The organism is Micromonospora psammae, from assembly GCF_036902725.1.
Lineage (GTDB): Bacteria > Actinomycetota > Actinomycetes > Mycobacteriales > Micromonosporaceae > Micromonospora.
The window spans coordinates 443,660-464,400 of the sequence record NZ_JBAKHM010000003.1 but is presented as its reverse complement, the minus strand read 5'-3'; the positions used below and the strand labels follow the sequence as shown (position 1 = coordinate 464,400).

Genomic DNA, 20,741 nt, shown 5'->3' with positions numbered 1-20,741 from the left:
TCACCAGCCGAAGGTGCGGTCGACGGCGTCGAGCACCCGGTCGAGGTCGGGCAGGTACTCCTCCTCCACCCGGCTGGCCGGGTAGGGGGTGTCGAAGCCGGTGACCCGCAGCACCGGGGACTCCAGGGAGTAGAAGCACTCCTCGGTGATCCGGGCCGCGATCTCCGAGCCCAGGCCCAGGTTGCCCGGGGCCTCGTGCACGACCACGCACCGGCCGGTGCGCTTCACCGACTCGTACGCGGCGGTCAGGTCCAGCGGGGAGAGCGTGCGCAGGTCGATGACCTCCAGCTCCCGGCCGTCCTCGGCGGCGGCGGTCGCCGCGTCCAGGCAGGTCCGCACCATCGGCCCGTACGCCAGCACGGTGGCGTCGGCGCCGGGCCGGACGACCCGGGCGGAGTGCAGCGGGTACGCCGCGTCCAGCGGGGCGTCCAGCTCGACCGGGCCCTTCTCCCAGTAGCGGCGCTTCGGCTCCAGGAAGACGATCGGGTCGTCCGAGGCGATCGCCTGCTGGATCATCGAGTACGCGTCCTGCGGGGTGGCGCAGGAGACGACCTTCAGGCCGGCGGTGTGGGCGAAGTACGCCTCGGGCGACTCCGAGTGGTGCTCGACCGCGCCGATGCCGCCGCCGTAGGGGATCCGGATCACCATCGGGATCCTGACCTTGCCCTGCGAGCGGTAGTGCATCTTCGCCACCTGCGACACGATCTGGTCGTACGCGGGGTAGACGAAGCCGTCGAACTGGATCTCGCAGACCGGGCGGTAGCCGCGGATGGCCAGGCCGACCGCGGTGCCGATGATGCCGGACTCGGCCAGCGGGGTGTCGATGACCCGCTGGTCGCCGAAGTCCTTCTGGAGGCCGTCGGTGATCCGGAAGACGCCGCCGAGCTTGCCGACGTCCTCGCCCATGATGACGACCTTCGGGTCGTTCTCCAGGGCCTTGCGCAGGCCGGTGTTGAGGGCCTTGCCGAGGGTGAGCGTCTCCGTGGCCATCAGTGGGCGCTCCCCTCGAACGACTCCATGTACTTCGTGAACTGCGCCCGCTGCTCGTCGAGCTCGGGGGACCCGTTGGGGTAGACGTGGTCGAACATCGTCACCGGCTCGGGGTTGGGCATCTCCAGCACCCGCTCGCGCAGATGCACCGACTCGGCGCGGGCCTGCTCGTCGACGGAGGCGAAGAAGTCGGCGTCGGCGATCTGCTGCTTCTCCAGGAACGCCTTCATCCGGGCGATCGGGTCCTTGGCCTGCCAGGCCTCGACCTCGCTGGCGATCCGGTAGCGGGTCGGGTCGTCGGAGGTGGTGTGCGCCCCCATCCGGTAGGTGTACGCCTCGATCAGGCTGGGGCCCTGGCCGAGCCGGGCGTTGTCCAGCGCGTGCCGGGTCACCGCGTACGAGGCGAGCACGTCGTTGCCGTCCACCCGGACGCCGGGGAAGCCGAAGCCGCCGGCACGCTGGTACAGCGGGACGCGGGTCTGCCGCTCCAGCGGCTCCGAGATGGCGTACTGGTTGTTCTGGCAGAAGAAGACCAGCGGGGCGTTGAAGACGCTGGCCCAGACGAACGCCTCGTTGACGTCGCCCTGGCTGGTGGCGCCGTCGCCGAAGTAGGCGATCACCGCCTCGCCGTCCTCGGTGCCGGTCCGGCCGTCCATGTGGACACCCATGGCGTAGCCGGTCGCGTGCAGGGTCTGCGCCCCGATCACGATCGTGTACATGTTGAACTTGAACTCGTTCGGGTCCCAGCCGCCCTGGTCGACGCCGCGGAACAGGCCGAGCGGCATGATCGGGTCGATGCCCCGGCAGTAGAGGACGCCGTGTTCCCGGTAGGTCGGGAAGGCCATGTCCTGGCTGCGCAGCGCGCGGCCGGAGCCGACCTGCGCCGCCTCCTGGCCGAGCAGGCTGGCCCAGAGGCCCAGCTCACCCTGCCGCTGCAACGCGGTGGCCTCGGCGTCGAGCTTGCGGACCAGCACGAGGTCGCGGTAGAGCCCGCGGTACTCGTCGTCGGTGAAGTCGACGCGGTACTCGGTCCCGTCCGGGCCGGTCGCGCTCTCGATCCGCTCACCGGTGGGGGTGAGCAGCTGTACCAGTTCCGGCTCGCCCGCCGCGGCGGTGCGCTTGGACCGGGGTGCGGCCCGCCGGCCGCGGCTGGTGACCCCGGGGTCGCCCTTTGCCATCCGTCTCTCCCTGTCGTGTCTGCGCCGGAGCCGGGCGGTGGCCCGTCCGCGCAAATCGTGCGCCGGCCCGGCCGGTGCCGGACTGGTTCCTGGTGACCGCGCCTAGCCCCGGTGAGGGTTGCCGCGCGGCCTGAGCCGGATCCATGGGTCGAACCCGGTTCGGGAGCGCCGGCGCCCAACCGCGCCTGCCGCGGGGTGCGCGGAGGTCGCGGCTGCGTTGCCGTCGTGCCTGAATGATTGCAGAGGAGGTGAGCGGGCCCACAGTATGGCCCTACCCGCCGGCCGGCTTCCGTCTGCTTCGCGACGCATCAACGCATTTGTCGCTTGGAAGATCCGCGCCGTCGGACAATTTGTGTGTCGACACGCTGTGGTGGCTGGTGAACTGAGCGTCACCGGGGCAAGCTGACCGGTAGCCGATGGGCGGTTCGCGACCTTTGTCCGTTTGGGAGGGTCGGCCCGCTCCGGCCTTTCCCCACCCGTGGTCGACGACAGGGAGTGCGCGTGTCCGAGTCCGGTGAAGGTCCCGCTGCTCCGCTGCTCGGCCGGCACCGGGCCGGCGGTTACCGGAGGATCGTCGGCGTCCACCGCGCCCCGGGCTCCGGGCGTCCCGGCCGGGGCTACCTGTTCACCGTGGCGCTCCTCGCCGGCACGGCGTCGATGCCGATCCTCGCGGCGATCAGCACCGGCTCGGCGACCGTCGGCAGCAGCGCCCTGCCGGACGGCCGCACCCCGTTCCTGCCCACCCCCTCCGTCGGCCCGGTGGTGATCCCCGTGCCGGCCACCGGCCAGCCCGCGCTGCCCCGGCCCGCCCCGACCGCCCCCGCCCCGGCCACCCCGGACCTGCTCGGGCCCGCCGCCGCGCCGGCGCCACCCGCCGCCCCCGACAGCGGCTCGGCCCGACGGCCGCCAACCCCGCTGCTGCCCTGGGTCCCCGCGCCGCGCCGTCCGCCGTCCCCGCCCGGGGCTTCCCCGACGCCGACCCCGACCCCCGGGCCGACCCCGGCCCCCACGCCGACGCCGGATTCCACCGGGAGTCCCACCGTGGAGCCGTCCGAGACCCTTTCCGCACCGCCCCCGGACGCCACGCCCAGCGCCACCGCCGCACCGAGCGCCACCGGTGAGCCGACCCCGACGGTCGGGCCGAGTGCCACCGCCACGGCCCCGCCCGGTGAGCCGACCGACGGACCCACCGCCGCGCCGACGCCCACCGTGACCGTCACCGCGAGCCCCGTCGTTGGGCCGAGCGCCACCGCGATCCCGGCACCGGCGACCACCCGGGCGCGGTCCGGCCGGCCGGGCGCCGGGGCTGCGCCCAGGACCGCTCCCGGCCACCGCGCCGACACACCGCATCGGCCGGTCCGCCCGCCGGCCGCCGGCGTCGACCCGCCCGCCGCGACCGTCCGCCCGCCGTCCGCCGCGGTCCGCCCGGCGACCACCCCACGCCCGGCGCCGCAGCCCCCGGCCGGGCCGGCGCGGACCGGCCCCCACACCACCGGCCCGGACGGTACGGTGACGAACGACGCCAGCTGACCCGGTGCCACGCCGGAGCGCAGCCGGCACCAGCCCGGGCAGGGCGGGACGGGATCGGGGACGGGGCGCTGGACGTGAGCGACGGGGTCGGCGACGGGCACCCTCCACCCACCCAGGCGCCCGGAGGCCCGGCGACCCGGCTGGCCCGGCTGGTCACCGAGCTGACCGCCCCCGCCATCCTGGTCAGCGTGCTGACCGTGCTGGTCGGCTGGCACGCCGCGGGCGGCGGCCACGGGCTGGCCTGGGGGCTGCTCGCCACCCTCTTCGCCACCGGCATCCCGTTCGCGTACATCGTCGGCGGGGTGCGACGTGGCCGGCTCACCGACCACCACGTCGGGGTACGCGAGCAGCGGCGCGTACCCCTGCTCTTCGGGCTGACCTCCGCCGCCGCCGGCCTGGCGCTGCTCGCGGCGCTCGGCGCGCCGCGACCGGTGCTGGCCCTGGTCGCGGCCGGCGTGGTCGGCCTGGTCGTGGCGGTGAGCGTCAGCCACTGGTGGAAGATGTCGATCCACTCCGCGGTGGCCGCCGGCACGGTGGTCGTGCTGGTGCTCACCTTCGGCTCCCGGCTGCTCGCCACCGCGCCGCTGCTGGCCCTGGTCGGCTGGTCCCGGGTCCGGCTGCGCGACCACACCGTCGCCCAGGTGGTCGTGGGGGGTGTGGTCGGTGGCCTGATCACCGGGGTGGTCTACCGCGCCCTGGCCTAGCCGTCGTCGCCGAGGCGCTGGCGGTTGGCCTCGATCCAGGCGTCCAGCGCGGCCGGGTCGTCCGGGTCGACGCCGTCGGCCATCAGCTGCGCCACCGCGGCCGTGGCCGGACTGCGCCGCTCCCCGGTGCTGTAGAGCCGGGCGAACTCGGGCACCAGCTCCTCGATCGCCTCGTCGGTCTGCGTCACCGCCCGCTCCGGCAACCCGCGCCGGTGACCGGCGTACGCCGCCCAGGCGCGCAGCACCCGGGGCAGCATCGCCGCGTCGTCCATGTCCAGCACCGCGCGCCGGTGCACCCAGTCGAGCAGGAACAGCCCGGCGACCGCCGGGGACCAGCGCAGCGGGTCCGCGTCCGGGAAGGTCGCCGCGTGGTCGAGGAGCAGGCCCAGGCAGAAGTGCAGCGAGGCCAGCTCGGCGTCGCCGGCCAGGCCGTCCAGCCCGGCCCGCGCGGCCTCCGGCGAGGCCAGGAAGGCCCGGACCAGCGCGGTGCGCTCGTCGACGCCGAGCGGCTCGGCTTCCCGGAGGTCGACCGGCGCCCCCGGCAGCACCGCCAGCCGGGCGCCGACCAGGGCCCGGTCCGTGGCGAGTGAACCCTCGGCGGGCAGGTCGCCCAGGTCGTCGGTGATGGCCAGGTGCCGGCGCACCTCGCCGCGCATCCGGGCCGGATCCTCCTCCCGGAACCAGGTCAGGTCGTCGGCGCCGCACATCTGCCGGACCTGCTCCAGGATCCGCTCGGCCGGGCCGCCGACGAAGACGTCCTTGGTGATGCCGATGTTGTGGTCGACCAGCGCGACCAGGGCGTGTTCGGGGCCGCCGACCGTTTCGTCCTCGTAGGCGAAGGTGGCCAGGTAGGAGGTCTGGTCGCCGTACACGTCGCCGTACGACCAGGTGCCGGTGAGGTGGACCCGGCCGAGCTGGCCCGACCAGGCCGGCGCCTGGGTGCCCGGGCGGACCTTCGCCGCGCCCTCGGCGTCCGGCACCAGCGCGGCGAAGACCGACCGGATGGTGGTCGCGGCGGCGGTACGGCGACGCGCGGTGGCGGTCAGGAAGCCGGCGACGAACTCCCGTACCGCCGTCTCACGGTCGGTGTCGGCGATCGCGTAGACGCTGCCCAGCAACGCCGCGCCGAGCATCTCGGCGTCGAGCGCGGTGTCCAGCCTGGTCACGTCGCGGGCGGCCTGGAGCACCGCGTCGTAGGGGGTCTGTGGCGTGGCCATGGACCGACCCTACGCCGCCCGGGGCGGGCCCGGACACCGTGCCGACGCGCGGCGTCACCGGGCGGTGGTCACCGGGCGGCGTCGCGCAACGCCTCCCGGGCCCGCCCGTAGCGGCCCACCACGACCCGGACCGGCTCGAGGACGTACGCGTCGCCCACCTCGGCCACCGCCGTGGTGAGCCGCTGCTCCGCCCGCTGTCGGGCGCGGCGGGCCGCCCAGCGGACCACCGGCCGGGTCACCGCGGCCACCAGCAGCCCGGCGAGCAGGCCGCCCAGGAGCAGCAGGGTGGGCAGCGGCACCTCGCCGACGCGCGGGTTGTCCAGCGCGGGCAGGCCGAGCGCCCGCAGCGCGTAACCGAGCAGCAGCCAGCCCAGGCCCGCCAGCGCGGCGAGGGTGAGCAGCCGTTGCAGGCCGCCGACGAGACGCCACCAGAGCGGCCGGCGGTCCATGCCCAGGTCGGTGCCGGCGACCGCGCGGTCCAGCGCGTCCGGCAGGTCGTTGAGGCGGGACCGGGCGGCCGTGGTCACCGCGCTCTGCCAGGGCGCCGGCAGCGCCGCGCCGGAGCGGTCGGCGACCGCGCGGATCGCCAGCCCCACCGCGGACCGCTGGGCGACCGTCGGGTCGGGCACCGAGGTCGCGGCGACCAGGCTCTCCTCGGGCCGGTCGACGTCGCCGGACGGCCCGGGCAGGTGCAGCCGGCGCAGCGGGTCCGGCCGGAGCTTGCGCCAGCCGCGCACCAGCGGCCAGCCGGTGGACGCGCCGGCCCGGTGCCGGTACGCCCCCTGCACCGCCGCCGCCACCGCCGGCACCCCGGCCGCGCCGGCCAGGGCCCGGTCCAGCGACCGGACCGTGGTCTCGTCGGGCAGGTCGCGGGGCACCTCGGCGGTGACCAGTTCGGCCAGGTCGTCCACGACCGTGTCCACGTCGCCGGCGAGCCGGCGCAGCGCCGCCTGACGCTCGGCGACCGTACGCTCCAGCGCCTCCCGGAGGCCGTCCATGCCGGTCGGCTGCACCGCCGTGGTGGCCAGCAGCGGCACCCCGTCCAGCCCGTCGGCGTCGAGGAGCCGGCGCAGGTCGGCCAGGACCCGGGGCACCTCCGCCGGGGGGAGCCGGTCGGCCTGGTTGAGCACGACCAGGGTGACGTCCCGGTGGCGGTGGAACTCCCGCAGGTAGCTGGTGTGGATCAGCCGGTCGGCGTACTTCTGTGGGTCGACCACCCAGACCACGAGGTCGACCAGGCCGAGCAGGCGGTCCACCTCCAGCCGGTGGGACCGCTGCACCGAGTCGAAGTCGGGCAGGTCGAGCAGGATCAGCCCGTGCAGGGCCGTCTCGTCGTCGCCGTCGAGCGCGCTCTCCCGCACGAACCGGTGCCGGGGCAGCACGCCGACCCAGTCGAGCAGCCGGTTGCCGCCGTCCAGCGGCCCCCAGACGCAGGCGTGCGCGACGCCGGTGGTGGGGCGGCGCACCCCGACCGGGGAGAGCTCCAGCCGGGCCAGGGCGTTGAACAGGCTGGACTTGCCGCTGCCGGTGGCCCCGGCGAGCGCCACCACGGTGTGGTCGCGGGAGAGCGCCAGCCGGGTGCCGGCCCGCTCGACCAGGGTGTGCGCGCCGACGAGCTGGGAGTCCGGCACCTCGCCGTCCACCGCGTCCAGGAAGCGGCGTACCGCGTCGAGGCGGGCCACCAGGGCGTCGGCGTCGACCCGCTGGTCGCCCCGGAACGCCTCGCGCATCCGACCGACGATGCCCGTCACCGGCGCTCACCGCCCGGGCCGGCCAGCGCCGGGCCGTCGCCGTCGGCGAGCCCGCTGCGGTGCCGGGCCACCTCGACCCGGCCGGCGGATCGGCGTAGCTCGGCACCGGCGTCCGCGCCGGGCCGGGCCTCGTCGGTGCGGCTCAGGTAGCGCGCCGCCTCCTCGTCCAGCAGCGCCCGGATCCGGTCCAGCAGGTCGGCCCGGGCCTTGGCGGCGAGGGTACGCACGGCCTGGTCGCCGAAGATCGCCTGGAGCACGGCCTGCGCGGCGACGGTGGTGCCGGCCCCGGTGGCCACCTCCAGGCCGGTGGGGATGAACGCGGTCGAGGCGAAGACCGCGATCATGACGGCGAGGCCGGTGGCGTTGACCGCGTACGCGGCGGTGCGGGCCACGAAGCGCCGGTCGCCGCCCTCCTCCTTGACCAGCTCCAGCACCCCGCGCTGCCAGTCCCGGACCAGCCGTTCGGCCCGCTCGGAGAGGTCGTCGGAGGGGTGGGCGAGGGTCGGATCGACCAGCGCCGCCCCGGCCGGGTGCGCCTTCCACCCGGCGTACGCGTTCTCGGCGGCCTCGGAGGCGACGCCGCGCAGCAGGGTGACCAGCTGGGACTCGATGGCGTTGCGCAGCTCCACGGCGGGCGCGGCGGGCCGCCCGGTGACCGCGGCGACGACCCGGTCGCGAAGCCGGCCGATCCGGGCCTCCAGGGTGCGGAAGAACTCGCCCGTGCCGACGTACTCCTGCCAGCGGGCGAGCACCTCGCCGCGGAGCAGCCGGCCGTCCTTCAACCCCTCCTCGACGGTGCGCTGCGCGCCGCGGTACGCGGCCCGGACCCGCTCGTCGAGCGCCTCGGCGGCGGTGACCTGCTCGTCGGCGGCCTCGGCCAGCGCCTCCACCGTGGGGTGCAGCGAGGCGAGCGCGCCGTCGAGGGTCTGCCGCACCACGGCGGCCCGGGCCTCGGCGTCCGCGGCGAGCCGGGCGAACCAGGCGCTCAGTGGCGCGGTGACCTTGTCGGGCAGCAGACCCTGCCCGTCGACCCAGGTCTCGGGGAGGACGAAGAGCGGAGCGGCGCCGAGGTCCTGCGCGGCGAGCATCTCCGAGAGGTGGGCGGCGATCTCGTCGGCGGCCTCCGGCGGCACCCGGTCGAGCACCATGGCGATGGCGGCGCCCCGCGACCGGGCGCTGCGGAGCAGCTCCCACGGGACGGCGTCGGCGTACCGGGCGGCGGTGGTGACGAAGAGCCAGAGGTCGGCGGCGGCGAGCAGCTGGCCGGCCAGGGCCCGGTTGGCGTCGACCACCGAGTCGATGTCGGGCGCGTCCAGGAAGGCCAGCCCGGGCGGGAGCGCGGGCGCGGTGACCAGTTGGAGGGCGCGCGGGTCCTCGCTCGGCTCGCTGGTGCGGGTGAGCCCGGGCAGCAGGTCGCCCTGGCGGAACCAGGCGGCGTCGGCGGGGTTGCAGACCAGCACCGGTGAGCGGGTGGTCGGGCGGAGCACCCCGGCGGCGCTGACCCGGGCCTGGACCAGGCTGTTGACCAGGGTCGACTTGCCGGCGCCGGTGGAGCCGCCGACCACCACCAGCAGAGGCGCGTCGAGCCGGGCGAGCCGGGGCAGCAGGTAGTCGTCGAGCTGGTCGGTGAGCGCGGCGGCGGTGCGTCGGGCCGGCTCGGCCGAGGGTAGGGCGAGCGGGAACCGGGCCGCGCCGATCGCGGCCCGCAGGCCGGTCAGCGCGGCGGGGAGGCCGTCCGCGGCGGTGCCGGCGGGCTCTTCGCCGGCGTCGGACGACCCGGTGCGGGCGGCGACGGGGGGCGCGCCGGACCGGGTGGCGGGATCGCCTTTCGTCGTCACCGCTAAAGCGTGCCCGACCGATGCAAGGGAAGACAACCGGACGGTAATAACGGTCGGGTTGCGTCGGGTCGGCTCAACCCGAATTTGCGGTTTGCCGGGGGCGTGGCACTATTGAGTCACGTTCACTCAACTTATGGTGCGGTCGCTGCGGGCGGCCCGCCGGGCAGGCCCTGTGACCTGCTCAATGTAACGAAGCGAGGAAGCGAAGATGGCACGTGCGGTCGGTATCGACCTCGGCACGACGAACTCCTGCGTCAGCGTTCTCGAGGGCGGTGAGCCCACCGTCATCGCCAACGCTGAGGGCTCGCGGACGACCCCGTCGATCGTCGCGTTCGCCCGCAACGGCGAGGTGCTCGTCGGTGAGGTCGCCAAGCGCCAGGCGGTGACCAACCCGGACCGGACGATCCGCTCGGTCAAGCGGGAGATCGGCACCAACTGGTCCGTCGACATCGACGGCAAGAAGTACACCCCGCAGGAGATCTCGGCGCGGACGCTGATGAAGCTCAAGCGGGACGCCGAGGCGTACCTGGGCGAGCAGATCACCGACGCGGTGATCACCGTTCCGGCCTACTTCAACGACGGTCAGCGCCAGGCCACCAAGGAGGCCGGCGAGATCGCAGGCTTCAACGTGCTGCGGATCGTCAACGAGCCGACCGCGGCCGCCCTGGCGTACGGGCTGGACAAGGGCTCCAAGGAGCAGACCGTCCTCGTCTTCGACCTCGGTGGCGGCACCTTCGACGTGTCGCTGCTGGAGCTGGCCGAGGGCGTCATCGAGGTCAAGTCCACCAGCGGTGACAACCACCTCGGTGGTGACGACTGGGACCAGCGCATCATCGACCACCTGGTGAAGACCTTCCGGGGCGAGCACGGCATCGACCTCGGCCAGGACAAGATGGCCCTCCAGCGGCTCCGTGAGGCCGCCGAGAAGGCCAAGATCGAGCTCTCCGCCGCGACCACCACCAACATCAACCTGCCGTACATCACCGCCGGCGCGGCGGGCCCGCTGCACCTGGACGTGACGCTCAGCCGGGCCGAGTTCCAGCGGATGACGCAGGACCTGCTGGACCGCTGCAAGGGCCCGTTCGAGCAGGCCGTCAAGGACGCCGGGATCAAGATCTCCGACGTCGAGCACGTGATCCTGGTCGGCGGTTCGACCCGGATGCCGGCCGTGACCGACCTGGTCAAGCAGCTCACCGGCCGCGACCCGAACAAGGGCGTCAACCCGGACGAGGTCGTCGCCGTCGGCGCCGCCCTGCAGGCCGGTGTGCTCAAGGGTGAGGTCAAGGACGTCCTGCTGCTCGACGTGACCCCGCTGAGCCTGGGCATCGAGACCAAGGGCGGCATCTTCACCAAGCTGATCGAGCGCAACACCACCATCCCGACCAAGCGCTCCGAGGTCTTCACCACGGCGGACGACAACCAGCCGTCGGTGCTGATCCAGGTCTTCCAGGGCGAGCGGGAGATCGCCGCCTACAACAAGAAGCTCGGCACCTTCGAGCTGACCGGCCTCCCGCCGGCGCCGCGCGGCGTCCCGCAGATCGAGGTCGCCTTCGACATCGACGCCAACGGCATCGTCAACGTCCACGCCAAGGACCTCGGCACCGGCAAGGAACAGAAGATGACGATCACCGGCGGCTCCTCGCTGCCGAAGGACGACATCGAGCGGATGCGCCGGGACGCCGAGGAGCACGCGGAGGACGACAAGCGTCGCCGCGAGGAGGCCGAGACCCGCAACGTCGCCGAGGCGCTCCAGTGGCAGACCGAGAAGTTCCTCGCCGAGAGCGGTGACAAGCTGCCCGCCGAGAACCGCGAGCAGCTCAACGAGGCCCTCGGTGAGCTGCGTGGCGCGCTCGGCGGCCAGGACATCGAGAAGATCAAGGCGGCCCACGAGCGGCTTGCCCAGGTCTCCCAGCAGGCCGGTTCGCTGCTCTACTCGGCTCAGGGCGAGCAGGGTGAGCAGCCGGGCGCGGCCGGCCCGGGCGCCGGTGCCACCGGCGGTCAGCAGGCCGGCGGCGCCGACGACGTGGTCGACGCGGAGATCGTGGACGAGGACAAGAAGTGACCTGTCCCGGCCACGGAACCACGGCAGAGAAATCGAGGTAGTCGCATGACGCAGAAGCCACGAGCCGCCGACCCGGCCGCCACCGGGTCTGCGCCGGGTGGCTCCGCGCCCGAGGAGCCGGCCGCCGGCGACGGGCCGCGGGTCGTCATCCGCAACAACCGCAAGATCGGAAAGAGCGAGGAAGCGGCGGCCGCCGCCGACGCCGGGGCGGACGTCCCGGCCGAGGGCCTGGTCGAGGAGGCCGAGGTCGTGGTCGACGAGATCGAGATCGAGGCCACCTCGGTCGGCGGTCCGGTCCCGGCCGGCCCGCCGGTGGTGGACGCTCCCGCGCCGGTCGACGGCGGCGCGACCGGCTCGCCCCTCGGGGCCGAGCTGGAGGCGCTCCGGGCCGAGCTCGACGAGCGGACCCGGGACCTGCAACGGGTGTCGGCGGAGTACGCCAACTACCGCAAGCGGGTGGACCGGGACCGGGGCGTGGTCCAGGAGCAGGCGACCGGCTCGGTGCTCGCCGCGCTGCTGCCGATCCTGGACGACCTGGACCGGGCCCGCGAGCACGGTGACCTGGTGGGGCCGTTCGGCACCGTCGCCGATCAGCTCACCACGGCGCTGGGCAAGTTCGGGCTCACCCCCTTCGGCGAGCAGGGCGACCCGTTCGACCCGACCCGGCACGAGGCGGTCGCGCACCAGACCTCGCCGGACGTGACCGAGCCGACCTGCGTGCAGGTGATGCGCCGGGGCTACCTGCTCGGTGAGCGGCTGCTGCGGCCCGCGCTGGTCGCGGTCGCCGACCCGGAATAGTGCTCGACCATCCGGTCGCCCCGCCCGCCGTCACCCGGCGGGCGGGGCGACCGGGCCACATCACTCGGAAGGGGGTGGACCGGTGAGTTCCAAGGACTGGCTCGAGAAGGACTACTACGCCGCGCTCGGCGTGCAGAAGTCCGCCTCCTCGGACGAGATCAAGAAGGCGTACCGGAAGTTGGCCCGGGAGTCGCACCCGGACCACAATCCGGGTGACCCGAAGGCCGAGGAGCGGTTCAAGATCGTCTCCGAGGCGTACGCGGTGCTCGGTGACGAGGCCAAGCGCCGCGAGTACGACGAGATGCGCTCGCTGTTCGGCTCGGGTGCGTTCCGGCGCAACGCCCGGGGCGCCGGGCAGCCCGGCGGGGTGCCCTTCGACGTGTCCGACCTGTTCGGTGGCGCCGGTGGGGGTGACGCCCGGTTCGGCGGAGGCGGCTTCACCGACCTGTTCAGCTCGATCTTCTCCGGCGGCGGAGCCGGTGGCCCGGCGCGTCCGCGTGGACCAGCCCGGGGCCGGGACGTGGAGACGGAGGTCGCGCTCGACTTCCAGGATGCGGTGCGCGGCGTGACCCTCCCGCTGTCGCTGCGCGCGCCCGGGGTCTGCGACACCTGCCACGGCAACGGCGCGAAGCCCGGCACCCAGCCGAAGACCTGCCCGGTCTGCCAGGGCGCCGGGGTGACCACCCGCAACCAGGGGTCGTTCAGCTTCTCCGAGCCGTGCCGCAACTGTCAGGGCGTGGGCACGGTCGTCGAGGAGAAGTGCCCGGAGTGCCAGGGCACCGGCGGGGTGACCAAGACCCGCACGCTGAACGTCCGCTTCCCCGCCGGGGTGGCCGACGGCCAGCGCATCCGGCTGGCCGGGCGCGGTGAGGTGGGCGAGCGCGGCGGGCCGCCCGGCGACCTGTTCGTGCAGGTGAAGGTCCGTCCGGACGACCTGTTCGGGCGTACCGGGGACGACCTCACCCTGACCGTGCCGATCACCTTCTCCGAGGCGGTGCTCGGCACCGATCTGCGGGTGCCGACGCTCGACGGCGCGGTGACCCTGCGGGTGCCGCCGGGCACGCCGTCCGGGCGGGTGCTGCGGGCGCGGGGCAAGGGCGTGGTCCGGCGCGACGGTCAGGCCGGTGACCTGCTGGTGACGCTGGACGTGGTGGTGCCGGCGACGGTGTCGGACGAGGCCCGGGCGGCGCTGGAGTCGTTCGCCCGGTCGACCCCGCCGGCCGGACGGGAGCATCTCGACGCGCGGGTGCGTCGGGTCGGTTGACCGGTTGATCGGGTGCGGAGGTGAGTGGGGTGTCGGACGGGTTCGTCGGTTCGGGTGATCCTGCCTACGAGGCCAAGGTGCTGATGATCTCGGTCGCGGCGCGGATGGCGGGGATGCACCCGCAGACCCTGCGGCAGTACGACCGGCTCGGCCTGGTGCAGGCCGGCCGGGCGGCCGGTGGCGGGCGTCGCTACAGCGTGCGCGACGTGGTGCTGCTGCGCGAGGTGCAGCGGCTCAGCCAGGACGACGGCATCAACCTGGCCGGGGTCAAGCGGATCATCGGCCTGGAACGGCTGCTGGAGCAGGCGCAGCAGCGGGTCGCCCGGCTGGAGGCCGAGTTGGACGCCGCGTACCGGCGGATCGCCGAGCTGGAGTCGCTCGGCGGCTTCCCCCGTGGTGATCTCGTGCCGACCAACCGCACCTCGACCGCGCTGGTCGTCTGGCGTCCGCGTCGGACCGACCGCTGACCGTGCGGGTCGCCTCCGACCCGTGCGCTGTGGTGCCAATCGACCGGCCCGGTCCGCGGTTCGCGGAATCCCGGCGTGGCCGGGCCGGATCCGATAGCCTGTGAATCAGGTCCAACCAGCTTAATTCGGACTCCGGACCGGCGGGGGGTACCACATGGCGGATTCGGCGAAGAACGTGTCCCAGCAGACGGAGGACCGACTCAGCCGGGTGGCGGAGAGCGTCCGGAAGAAGTTCGACCGGATCACCGCGGGCGGGTTCACCGACAAGATCAAGAATGGCCGGTTCGCCGACCAGGTCGACCACGGCGTCGACCAGGGGCGGAGAGAAGCCAGGCAGCGGAAGCAGGACGGGCCGGAACGCTGACGATCCCGTCCACGTGCGGGCCGGGACCCACGGGGGGTCCCGGCCCGTTCGTCGCGTCCGGGCCGCACCGGTCGGCGGGCGGGTTCGGTCGTCCCGGGCGCGGGCGGTGCCGTGGCCGGCCGGGTCAGCGGGCGGGTCCGGCCGGTGCGGTGGACGGCCGCCGCAGCGGCCACCAGGCGCGGTGGCCGAGCAGGCCGAGCAGCGCCGGCGCCAGCACCACCCGGATCACCGTGGCGTCGACCAGCACCGCCGTGGCCAGCCCGATCCCGATCATCTTGACCAGGGTGTCGTCGATGGCGGCGAAGCTGACGAAGACCACCGCCATGATCGTGGCCGCGGCGGTGATCACGCGGCCGGTGCCGGCCAGGCCCGCCACCACCGCCCGGCGCGGGTCGCCACTGCGCCGGTACTCCTCCCGTACGGCGGAGAGCAGGAACACCTCGTAGTCCATGGAGAGTCCGAAGAGGATCGCGAAGAGCAGCATCGGCACCACGGACATGATCGGCACCGGCTGGTCGACGCCGAGCAGCGAGAGGCCCCAGCCCCACTGGAAGACGGCCACCAGCACGCCGTACGCGGCACCGATGGAGAGCAGCGCCATCAGGGCGGCCTTCAGCGCGATCAGCGGTGCCCGGAACATCGCCACCAGCAGCAGCCCGGCCGCCAGCACCACGCCGAGGACCACCCAGGGCAGCCGGCGGGCGACCGCGTCGGCCATGTCGATCATGTACGCGGTCTGTCCGCCGACCGCCACCCGTGCCCCGTCCGGAGCGAGCGCCGCCGGCCCGACGGTACGCCGGATCCGGTGCACCAGGTCGCTCACCTGCTGGTCCTGTGGCGCGTGCCGGGGCACCACGGTGAGCAGCGCGAGCCTGCCGTCCGGGCTGCGGGTCGGTGGGGTGGCCAGGGCCACCTCGGGGTCGGCGGCGAGCGCCCCGGCCAGCCGGGTGAGGGCGGCGTCGGCCGGCGCGCCGCCGGGGTGGTGCACGGCCAGCACCAGCGGGGCGTTCCAGCCCGGCCCGAGCTCCCTCCCGACGGTGTCGTACGCCTGCCGCTGCGGCCAGTGCCGGGGCTGGTTGCCGTCGTCCGGCGTGCCGAGCCGGAGGCCGAGCAACGGCGCCGACAGTCCCAGCAGCACCACCGTGGCCGCCAGCGCGTACGCCGCCCGCCGCCGGTCCAGCCGCCACCCCCAGCGCACCCACCATCCGCCGGTGGTGACCGGGGAGTTCCCGTCGGCAGGCCGGCCGGGTCCCGGCGCGAACCTGCGGAGCACCGGGACCGAGGCGCGGTCGGGGAGACGCCAGCGGTTGACGCCGCCGCCCAGCAGGCCGAGGAGGGCGGGGAGGAGGGTGAGGGCGGCGAGCATCGTCGCGGTGACGGTGAGCGCGGCGGCGACGCCCATCGCGCCGACGAACGGGATGCCGGTGAAGAGCAACCCGAGGATGGCGACGACGACGGTCGCCCCGGCGAAGAGGACGGCGTGCCCGGCCGTGGCCACCGCCCGTCCGGCGGCGGCGACGGGCGAGTGCCCCTCGGTGAGTTCGGCGCGGAACCGGGTGACCACGAAGAGCGCGTAGTCGATGCCCGCGCCGAGGCCGAGCATCACCGCGACGATCGGCGCGGCACCGGGGATCTCCACCAGGGTGCCGGTGATCAGGACCAGCGCGGTGCCGACGACCAGCCCGGCGAGCGCCACCAGCACCGGCAGCCCGGCGGCCACCACCGAACCGAACGCGATCAGCAGCACCAGCAGCGCGACGCCCAGACCGACCGCCTCGGCGGGTCCGGTCTCCGGCTCGAACGCCACGTCGACCACGAGCCCCCGGAAGCTGACCTGCACACCCTGGGCGCGGGCCGGGGCGGCGGCCGCCTCCAGCCGCCGGTACGCCTCGGGCCCGAGGTCGCCGGCCTCGCGGCCGTACCGGACGGTGCCGACGGCGGTGCGTCCGTCGGGGCTGACCACCCCGGCGCCGGCGAGCGGGTCCTCCACCGAGGTGACGTGGGGCTGGTGGCGGACCGCCTCGATCATCGCCGTGACGGCGGCCCGCCGGTCCGGCGTGCGCAGGTCACCCCCGGGGCTGTGCCAGACCACCTCGGCGCTGGCCGAGCCGTACACGGGGAACGCCGCGCGGGCCAGGTCGGCGGCCTGCTGCGACTCGGCGCCGGGGATCCGGAAGTTGTCGACGAAGGTGCCGCCGGTCGCCTGGCCCACGGCGAGCAGGGCGACCGCGGCGAGCAGCCAGGTGGTGAGGGTCCGCCACGGGTGGGCGGCGGTCATCCGCCCCAGGCGTTCCAGGATGCGTTCCATGGAGGCAGAAAACCACAGTGATTGCAAAATTGCAACGAATGAAGGTAAGCGTCCGGTGCAGTAATCTGGCGGCATGACGACCGGCCCCGGGCTGCGTGAGCGCAAGAAGGAACGCACCCGGCAGGCGCTGATAACCGCCGCCCTCGCGCTGTTCGAGGAGCGCGGGTACGACGAGACGACGATCGCCGACATCGCGGCCGGCGCGGACGTCTCCGCCCGCACCTTCTTCAGCTACTTCCCGAGCAAGGAGGAGCTCCTCTTCGCCGACACCGAGGAGCGGCTGGCGCTGGCCTTCGCCGTCATCGACCAGCGGGGCCCCGACGACTCGCCCGCCGACGTCCTGGTCCGGGCGATGGGCGCGGTCTTCGATCGTGCCGAGCAGTTCGGGCAGGTCTTCGACCGCGCGGTTCCGCTCCGGCTGCGCATGGTCTTCTCGGTGCCGGCCGTGCAGGGGATGGCGCTGCGCCGGCTGCTCTCCGCTCAGCAGCGGCTGGCCGACCGGCTGCACGCGGCGTTCCCCGACCGGCTGGACCGGGTCGAGGCCGCCGCCGTGGTGGGCGCGCTGGTCGGCGCGGTGGTGAGCGCGATGGTCTCGCTGATGGAGGCGCCGGAGCAGGTCGACGAACTGCTCGCCGGCGATCCCCACCGCATCCTCACGCAGCTGCGCCGCGCCGTCGACGTCGCCGTGGGTGGCATCGGGGCGGGCTGACCGGACGCCGACCCCGACCGGCGGCGCTCAGCCGATCCGGCGGTTCTCCCGCACCAGACCGCCCTCGCACCAGTCCCGGTAGACGAAGAGGTCCGGCCGGGCCAGCAGCACCCGGCTGTTGTGCGCCCAGGTGCGCATCGGCTCGTCGCCGTCCCGCTCGGCCTGCTCGACCAGCTTGCGGAAGCGGCGCTTCGGGTGGGCCCGGAAGTTCGTCCGGATGCCGTCGGCCGCGTAGATGTAGAGGCAGTGCTGGGCGAACCGGCGGGCCGGGCAGGCCGGGTCCATGGCCAGGTCGAACAGGGTCAGCACCAGATGGTCGCCGGCGACCAGCAGGTCCCAGTCCGGCGGCATCGAGGACAGTGGCACCGAATCGGGCTGATATGCCCAGGCCCGCAACTCCGTCGGCGACGGATCGACGGGGTTGGCGAAGCCGTGGAACGTCGACTCCTGCACGCTCACCGGCAACCTTCCGCTCGCGCCCGCGGGGCGGACACCGACCACCCGCGGAGCCCTGGCCTGTCGGGGCGCCACGGTAGCGCGTGCCGGCGGGCCGGCGGAAGGGCCTGTCGGGAGCAATTCGGTGACGGCCGGGTCCGGCCGGATCGGCCGTACGGTCGATCCGGCCGGGCGGGGTCAGTCCGTCGCGGGCAGCGGCTGGGGTCGGCGGACCGCGGCCCGCCGACGGAGCCAGGCCTTGAACCAGGGCATGTCGGGCAGCCGGGCCAGCATCGGCCCGGTCACCACGGTGATCAGCACGTACGCCGTGGCGAGCGCCGCCAGCCGGGGCTCCACCGTGCCGGCGGCGACCGCCAGGCCGGCGATGACGATGGAGAACTCACCGCGTGGCGTCAGCGCGAAGCCGGCCCGCCAGCGACCGGGCTCGGCGATGCCCGCCCGGCGGGCCGCCAGGTAGCCGGTGAGCAGCTTCGTCCCCATGGTGACCACGGCCAGCGCCAGCGCCGGCAGCAGCACCGGGGGCATGTCCCGAGGGTCGGTGACCAGGCCGAAGAAGACGAAGAACACCGCCGCGAAGAGGTCCCGCAACGGGGAGAGCAGTTCGGTCGCGTGGTGCGCCACCGGCCCGGAGAGCGCGATGCCGACCAGGAACGCGCCGACCGCGGCGGAGACCTGGAGCTTCGCCGCCACGCCGGCGACCAGCAGGGTCAGGCCGAGCACCCCGAGCAGCAGCGCCTCCGGGTCCTTGGCCGAGAGCGCCGAGGAGATCAGGTGGCCGTACCGGATGGCGACCACCAGCACGACGACCACGGTGAGCACCGCGATGCCGAGGGCGATGCCGCCCTTGGCCAAGCCGACGCCGGCCAGCAGCGCGGTGACCAGCGGCAGGTAGAGCGCCATGGCCAGGTCCTCGATGACCAGCACGGAGAGGACCACCGGGGTCTCCCGGTTACCGACCCGGCCCAGGTCGTTGAGCACCTTGGCGATCACGCCGGAGGAGGAGATCCAGGTGATGCCGCCGAGCACCACGGCGGCGATCCAGCCCCAGCCGAGCAGTAGCGCGAACGCGAAGCCCGGCAGCGCGTTGAGCAGCGCGTCGATCAGGCCGGCGGGGGCCGCCGCGCGGAGGTTGCCGACCAGTTCGTTGGCGCTGTACTCCAAGCCGAGCATGACCAGCAGCAGGATGACGCCGATCTCGGCGCCCACGGCGAAGAAGTCCTCGCTGGCGTTGAGCGGCAGCAGGCCGCCGTGGCCGAAGCCGAGCCCGGCGAGCAGGTAGAGGGGGATCGGGGAGACCCCGAACCGCCGGCTGAGCCGGCCGAGCAGACCGAGGAGCAGCAGCAGCGCGCCGACCTCGACGAGCAGGGTGGTGGTTTCGTGCATCCGCCTCAGCCGTCCGGGTCACTGTCGGCGAGGATGGCGGTAACGCCGTCGAGCCCCTTGCGGGTACCGACCACGACCACCACGTCACCGGCCGCGAAGCGGAAGGTGGGATCGGGCGAGACGTTGACCTCGCCGTCGCGCAGCACCGCCACGATGGAGGCGCCGGTGCGGGTACGTGCCTTGGTGTCGCCCAGCCGCTTGTTGACGTACTTCGACCCCGCCGGGATGGCGATCTGCTCGGTGAGCAGCCCGGCCGCCTGCTCGCGCAGGCCGGAGAGCTGGCCGAGCATCAGCGACGCGCCGAGGATGTCGGCGAGCGCCTCCGCCTCGTCGTCGGTCAGCGGGATGTCCGCCTGGCAGGAGTCGGGATCGTCCGGGTCGAACAGGACGAGGTCACGGCGGCCGTTGCGGTGGGATACCACGCCTAGCCGGCGGCCGGATTCCGTCACCAGATCGTGACGCATGCCGATTCCCGGTAGGGCAGTCTGTTCGACACGTACTCGCACCCGGGCAAGGCTACCCCGTCGAGGAGGCCGGCATGATCGGTCGAGCCCCGCGGTCGCTGACCGCCCTGTCGCTCGTGCCGGTGCTCGCCGCCTGTTCGGCGATCGGCGACGTCCGCCGGGAACCGCCGGCCCGGACGTCCGCGCCGCCCCGGCCGGTCGGCACCGCGCCCGCGCCGTCGCCGGAAGCCGACGGCGTCGAGGTACGCCGGGCCGCGCTCGCCATCGCCGGCCGGTACGACCGCCCGTACGTCGAGTTCACCGACCCGGACCACGGCTGGGCGCTCTTCGGCAGCTGCGGCAGCCGCCCGCCGGCCCGGAACTGCCCGGCGGTGCTCTACACCACCCTGGACGGGGGACGCTCCTGGTCGCGGGTGCGCCACCCCCGACCCCTGGCCTGGGACCAGCAGCTCCACACCGCGCCGGGGATGGCGGCGATCCGGGTGGACCGGGAGGGCTGGTACACCTCCACCGACGGCGGGGCCAGCTTCCCGCGTACCGCTGGGGAGCCGGCGGTGTGGCGGGTCGCGCAGGGCCGGTTCCAGGTCGACGAGGCCACCGGCCGGGTGGCCCGGTGGGACGGTCGGCGGTTGGTCGCCCTCGCCGCGCAGCCCTCGGTCCCGAGGGTGGACACGGTCGGCGAGGGGGGCGGCCTGCTGGCGGCGGCGGGCGTGGACGACGACGGGTGGCCGTACGCGGCGGTCTCGTCGGATGGGGGTCGGAGCTGGCGGGCCGGGCCGCTGCCCTCGCCCGGCGGCGAGGTGATCGTGGTCCGGGTGCGGACGGCCCCGGACGGCGAGCTGTGGCTGGTCGGCGAGCGCCCCGACCGGACGGGCCTCCCGGCGCTCTGGCGGCACCGGGACGGCTGGGTGCCGGTGACCGCGCCGCAGCGTCCGGACCGGGTGGGTTCGGTGGCCCCGCTCGGTGCGGGGCGGGTGGCGGTGAACGGGCCGGAAGGCCCCGGCCTGCTGGTCGACGGCCGGTACGAGCGGCTCGGCTGGCCGGTCGGACCGGAGCACCACCTGAGCGTGCTGCCCGACGGGACGGTCGTCGCCCGAGGGCCACAGGACGTCCTGCTGGGCGCGGGCGGCGGGACCGACCGACGCTGGGTGCGGGTGGTGGTGCAGGACGGCTGAGCGACCTGCGAGTGACCCGTGCCACAGCGCTAGAGTTGAGCGGAATACGCTCAACTCTGGTTGTGTCCCTACTGATGGACACG

At 74.4% G+C, this 20,741-nt stretch carries 18 protein-coding genes; 9 read left to right on the top strand and 9 right to left on the bottom strand.

Going from position 1 to position 20,741, the window contains the following annotated elements:
- Window positions 1–990, bottom strand: coding sequence for an alpha-ketoacid dehydrogenase subunit beta (locus V6U79_RS08405; RefSeq protein WP_334532349.1), 990 nt, complete (start codon window positions 988–990; stop codon window positions 1–3).
- Window positions 990–2,168 carry a pyruvate dehydrogenase (acetyl-transferring) E1 component subunit alpha gene (gene pdhA, locus V6U79_RS08400; protein WP_334614129.1) on the bottom strand — a complete coding sequence of 393 codons (1,179 nt, stop codon included), beginning with the start codon at window positions 2,166–2,168 and terminating at the stop codon, window positions 990–992. The genes V6U79_RS08405 and pdhA overlap by 1 nt, the downstream gene beginning before the upstream one ends.
- A 501-nt stretch (window positions 2,169–2,669) precedes the next feature.
- Here pdhA and V6U79_RS08395 point away from each other — a divergent pair.
- Entirely contained in the window at window positions 2,670–3,698 is a 1,029-nt protein-coding gene (locus tag V6U79_RS08395) for a hypothetical protein (protein ID WP_334614128.1), read from the top strand.
- Window positions 3,699–3,772: 74 nt separating this feature from the next.
- A complete protein-coding gene (locus V6U79_RS08390) occupies window positions 3,773–4,402 on the top strand; it encodes a phosphatase PAP2 family protein (RefSeq protein WP_334614127.1) in 630 nt (209 codons plus the stop codon).
- Here V6U79_RS08390 and V6U79_RS08385 read toward each other — a convergent pair.
- The 3 genes from V6U79_RS08385 to V6U79_RS08375 form a co-directional block, all read right to left on the bottom strand.
- On the bottom strand, window positions 4,399–5,619 hold the full coding sequence (locus V6U79_RS08385) for a hypothetical protein (protein WP_334614126.1): 1,221 nt from the start codon (window positions 5,617–5,619) through the stop codon (window positions 4,399–4,401). The genes V6U79_RS08390 and V6U79_RS08385 overlap by 4 nt on opposite strands.
- A 68-nt stretch (window positions 5,620–5,687) precedes the next feature.
- Window positions 5,688–7,349 carry a GTPase gene (locus V6U79_RS08380; RefSeq protein WP_334614173.1) on the bottom strand — a complete coding sequence of 554 codons (1,662 nt, stop codon included), beginning with the start codon at window positions 7,347–7,349 and terminating at the stop codon, window positions 5,688–5,690.
- A 17-nt stretch (window positions 7,350–7,366) separates the two neighbouring features.
- On the bottom strand, window positions 7,367–9,208 hold the full coding sequence (locus V6U79_RS08375) for an ABC transporter (protein WP_334614125.1): 1,842 nt from the start codon (window positions 9,206–9,208) through the stop codon (window positions 7,367–7,369).
- Between the two features lie 208 nt (window positions 9,209–9,416).
- Between V6U79_RS08375 and dnaK the strand changes: the two genes are divergently transcribed.
- The 5 genes from dnaK to V6U79_RS08350 all read left to right on the top strand — a co-directional run bounded on the left by dnaK (window position 9,417) and on the right by V6U79_RS08350 (window position 14,163).
- Window positions 9,417–11,270 carry a molecular chaperone DnaK gene (dnaK, locus tag V6U79_RS08370; RefSeq protein ID WP_334524583.1) on the top strand — a complete coding sequence of 618 codons (1,854 nt, stop codon included), beginning with the start codon at window positions 9,417–9,419 and terminating at the stop codon, window positions 11,268–11,270.
- A 45-nt stretch (window positions 11,271–11,315) separates the two neighbouring features.
- On the top strand, window positions 11,316–12,068 hold the full coding sequence (grpE, locus tag V6U79_RS08365; RefSeq protein WP_334524586.1) for a nucleotide exchange factor GrpE: 753 nt from the start codon (window positions 11,316–11,318) through the stop codon (window positions 12,066–12,068).
- An 82-nt stretch (window positions 12,069–12,150) separates the two neighbouring features.
- Complete coding sequence (gene dnaJ, locus V6U79_RS08360) at window positions 12,151–13,332, top strand: molecular chaperone DnaJ (RefSeq protein ID WP_334614124.1); 1,182 nt, start codon at window positions 12,151–12,153, stop codon at window positions 13,330–13,332.
- 29 nt (window positions 13,333–13,361) lie between these two features.
- Window positions 13,362–13,799, top strand: coding sequence for a heat shock protein transcriptional repressor HspR (locus V6U79_RS08355; protein ID WP_334524593.1), 438 nt, complete (start codon window positions 13,362–13,364; stop codon window positions 13,797–13,799).
- Window positions 13,800–13,953: 154 nt separating this feature from the next.
- The gene (locus V6U79_RS08350; protein ID WP_334524596.1) at window positions 13,954–14,163 is read left to right on the top strand and encodes a hypothetical protein; all 210 of its coding nucleotides are present in this window, start codon (window positions 13,954–13,956) and stop codon (window positions 14,161–14,163) included.
- Window positions 14,164–14,287: 124 nt separating this feature from the next.
- Here V6U79_RS08350 and V6U79_RS08345 read toward each other — a convergent pair whose 3' ends face one another.
- Complete coding sequence (locus V6U79_RS08345) at window positions 14,288–16,471, bottom strand: MMPL family transporter (protein WP_334614123.1); 2,184 nt, start codon at window positions 16,469–16,471, stop codon at window positions 14,288–14,290.
- 73 nt (window positions 16,472–16,544) lie between these two features.
- Here V6U79_RS08345 and V6U79_RS08340 point away from each other — a divergent pair, with 73 nt between their 5' ends.
- The gene (locus V6U79_RS08340) at window positions 16,545–17,180 is read left to right on the top strand and encodes a TetR/AcrR family transcriptional regulator (protein ID WP_334524602.1); all 636 of its coding nucleotides are present in this window, start codon (window positions 16,545–16,547) and stop codon (window positions 17,178–17,180) included.
- 27 nt (window positions 17,181–17,207) lie between these two features.
- Here V6U79_RS08340 and V6U79_RS08335 read toward each other — a convergent pair whose 3' ends face one another.
- The 3 genes from V6U79_RS08335 to V6U79_RS08325 form a co-directional block, all read right to left on the bottom strand.
- Window positions 17,208–17,639: a hypothetical protein gene (locus V6U79_RS08335; protein WP_334524605.1), complete on the bottom strand. Its 432-nt coding sequence runs from the start codon at window positions 17,637–17,639 to the stop codon at window positions 17,208–17,210.
- A 174-nt stretch (window positions 17,640–17,813) separates the two neighbouring features.
- Window positions 17,814–19,019, bottom strand: coding sequence for a cation:proton antiporter (locus tag V6U79_RS08330; RefSeq protein ID WP_334524607.1), 1,206 nt, complete (start codon window positions 19,017–19,019; stop codon window positions 17,814–17,816).
- Between the two features lie 5 nt (window positions 19,020–19,024).
- Entirely contained in the window at window positions 19,025–19,525 is a 501-nt protein-coding gene (locus V6U79_RS08325; protein ID WP_334524609.1) for a cation:proton antiporter regulatory subunit, read from the bottom strand.
- A 32-nt stretch (window positions 19,526–19,557) separates the two neighbouring features.
- Here V6U79_RS08325 and V6U79_RS08320 point away from each other — a divergent pair, with 32 nt between their 5' ends.
- Entirely contained in the window at window positions 19,558–20,658 is a 1,101-nt protein-coding gene (locus tag V6U79_RS08320; RefSeq protein WP_334614122.1) for a beta propeller repeat protein, read from the top strand.
- Window positions 20,659–20,741: the final 83 nt, after the last annotated feature.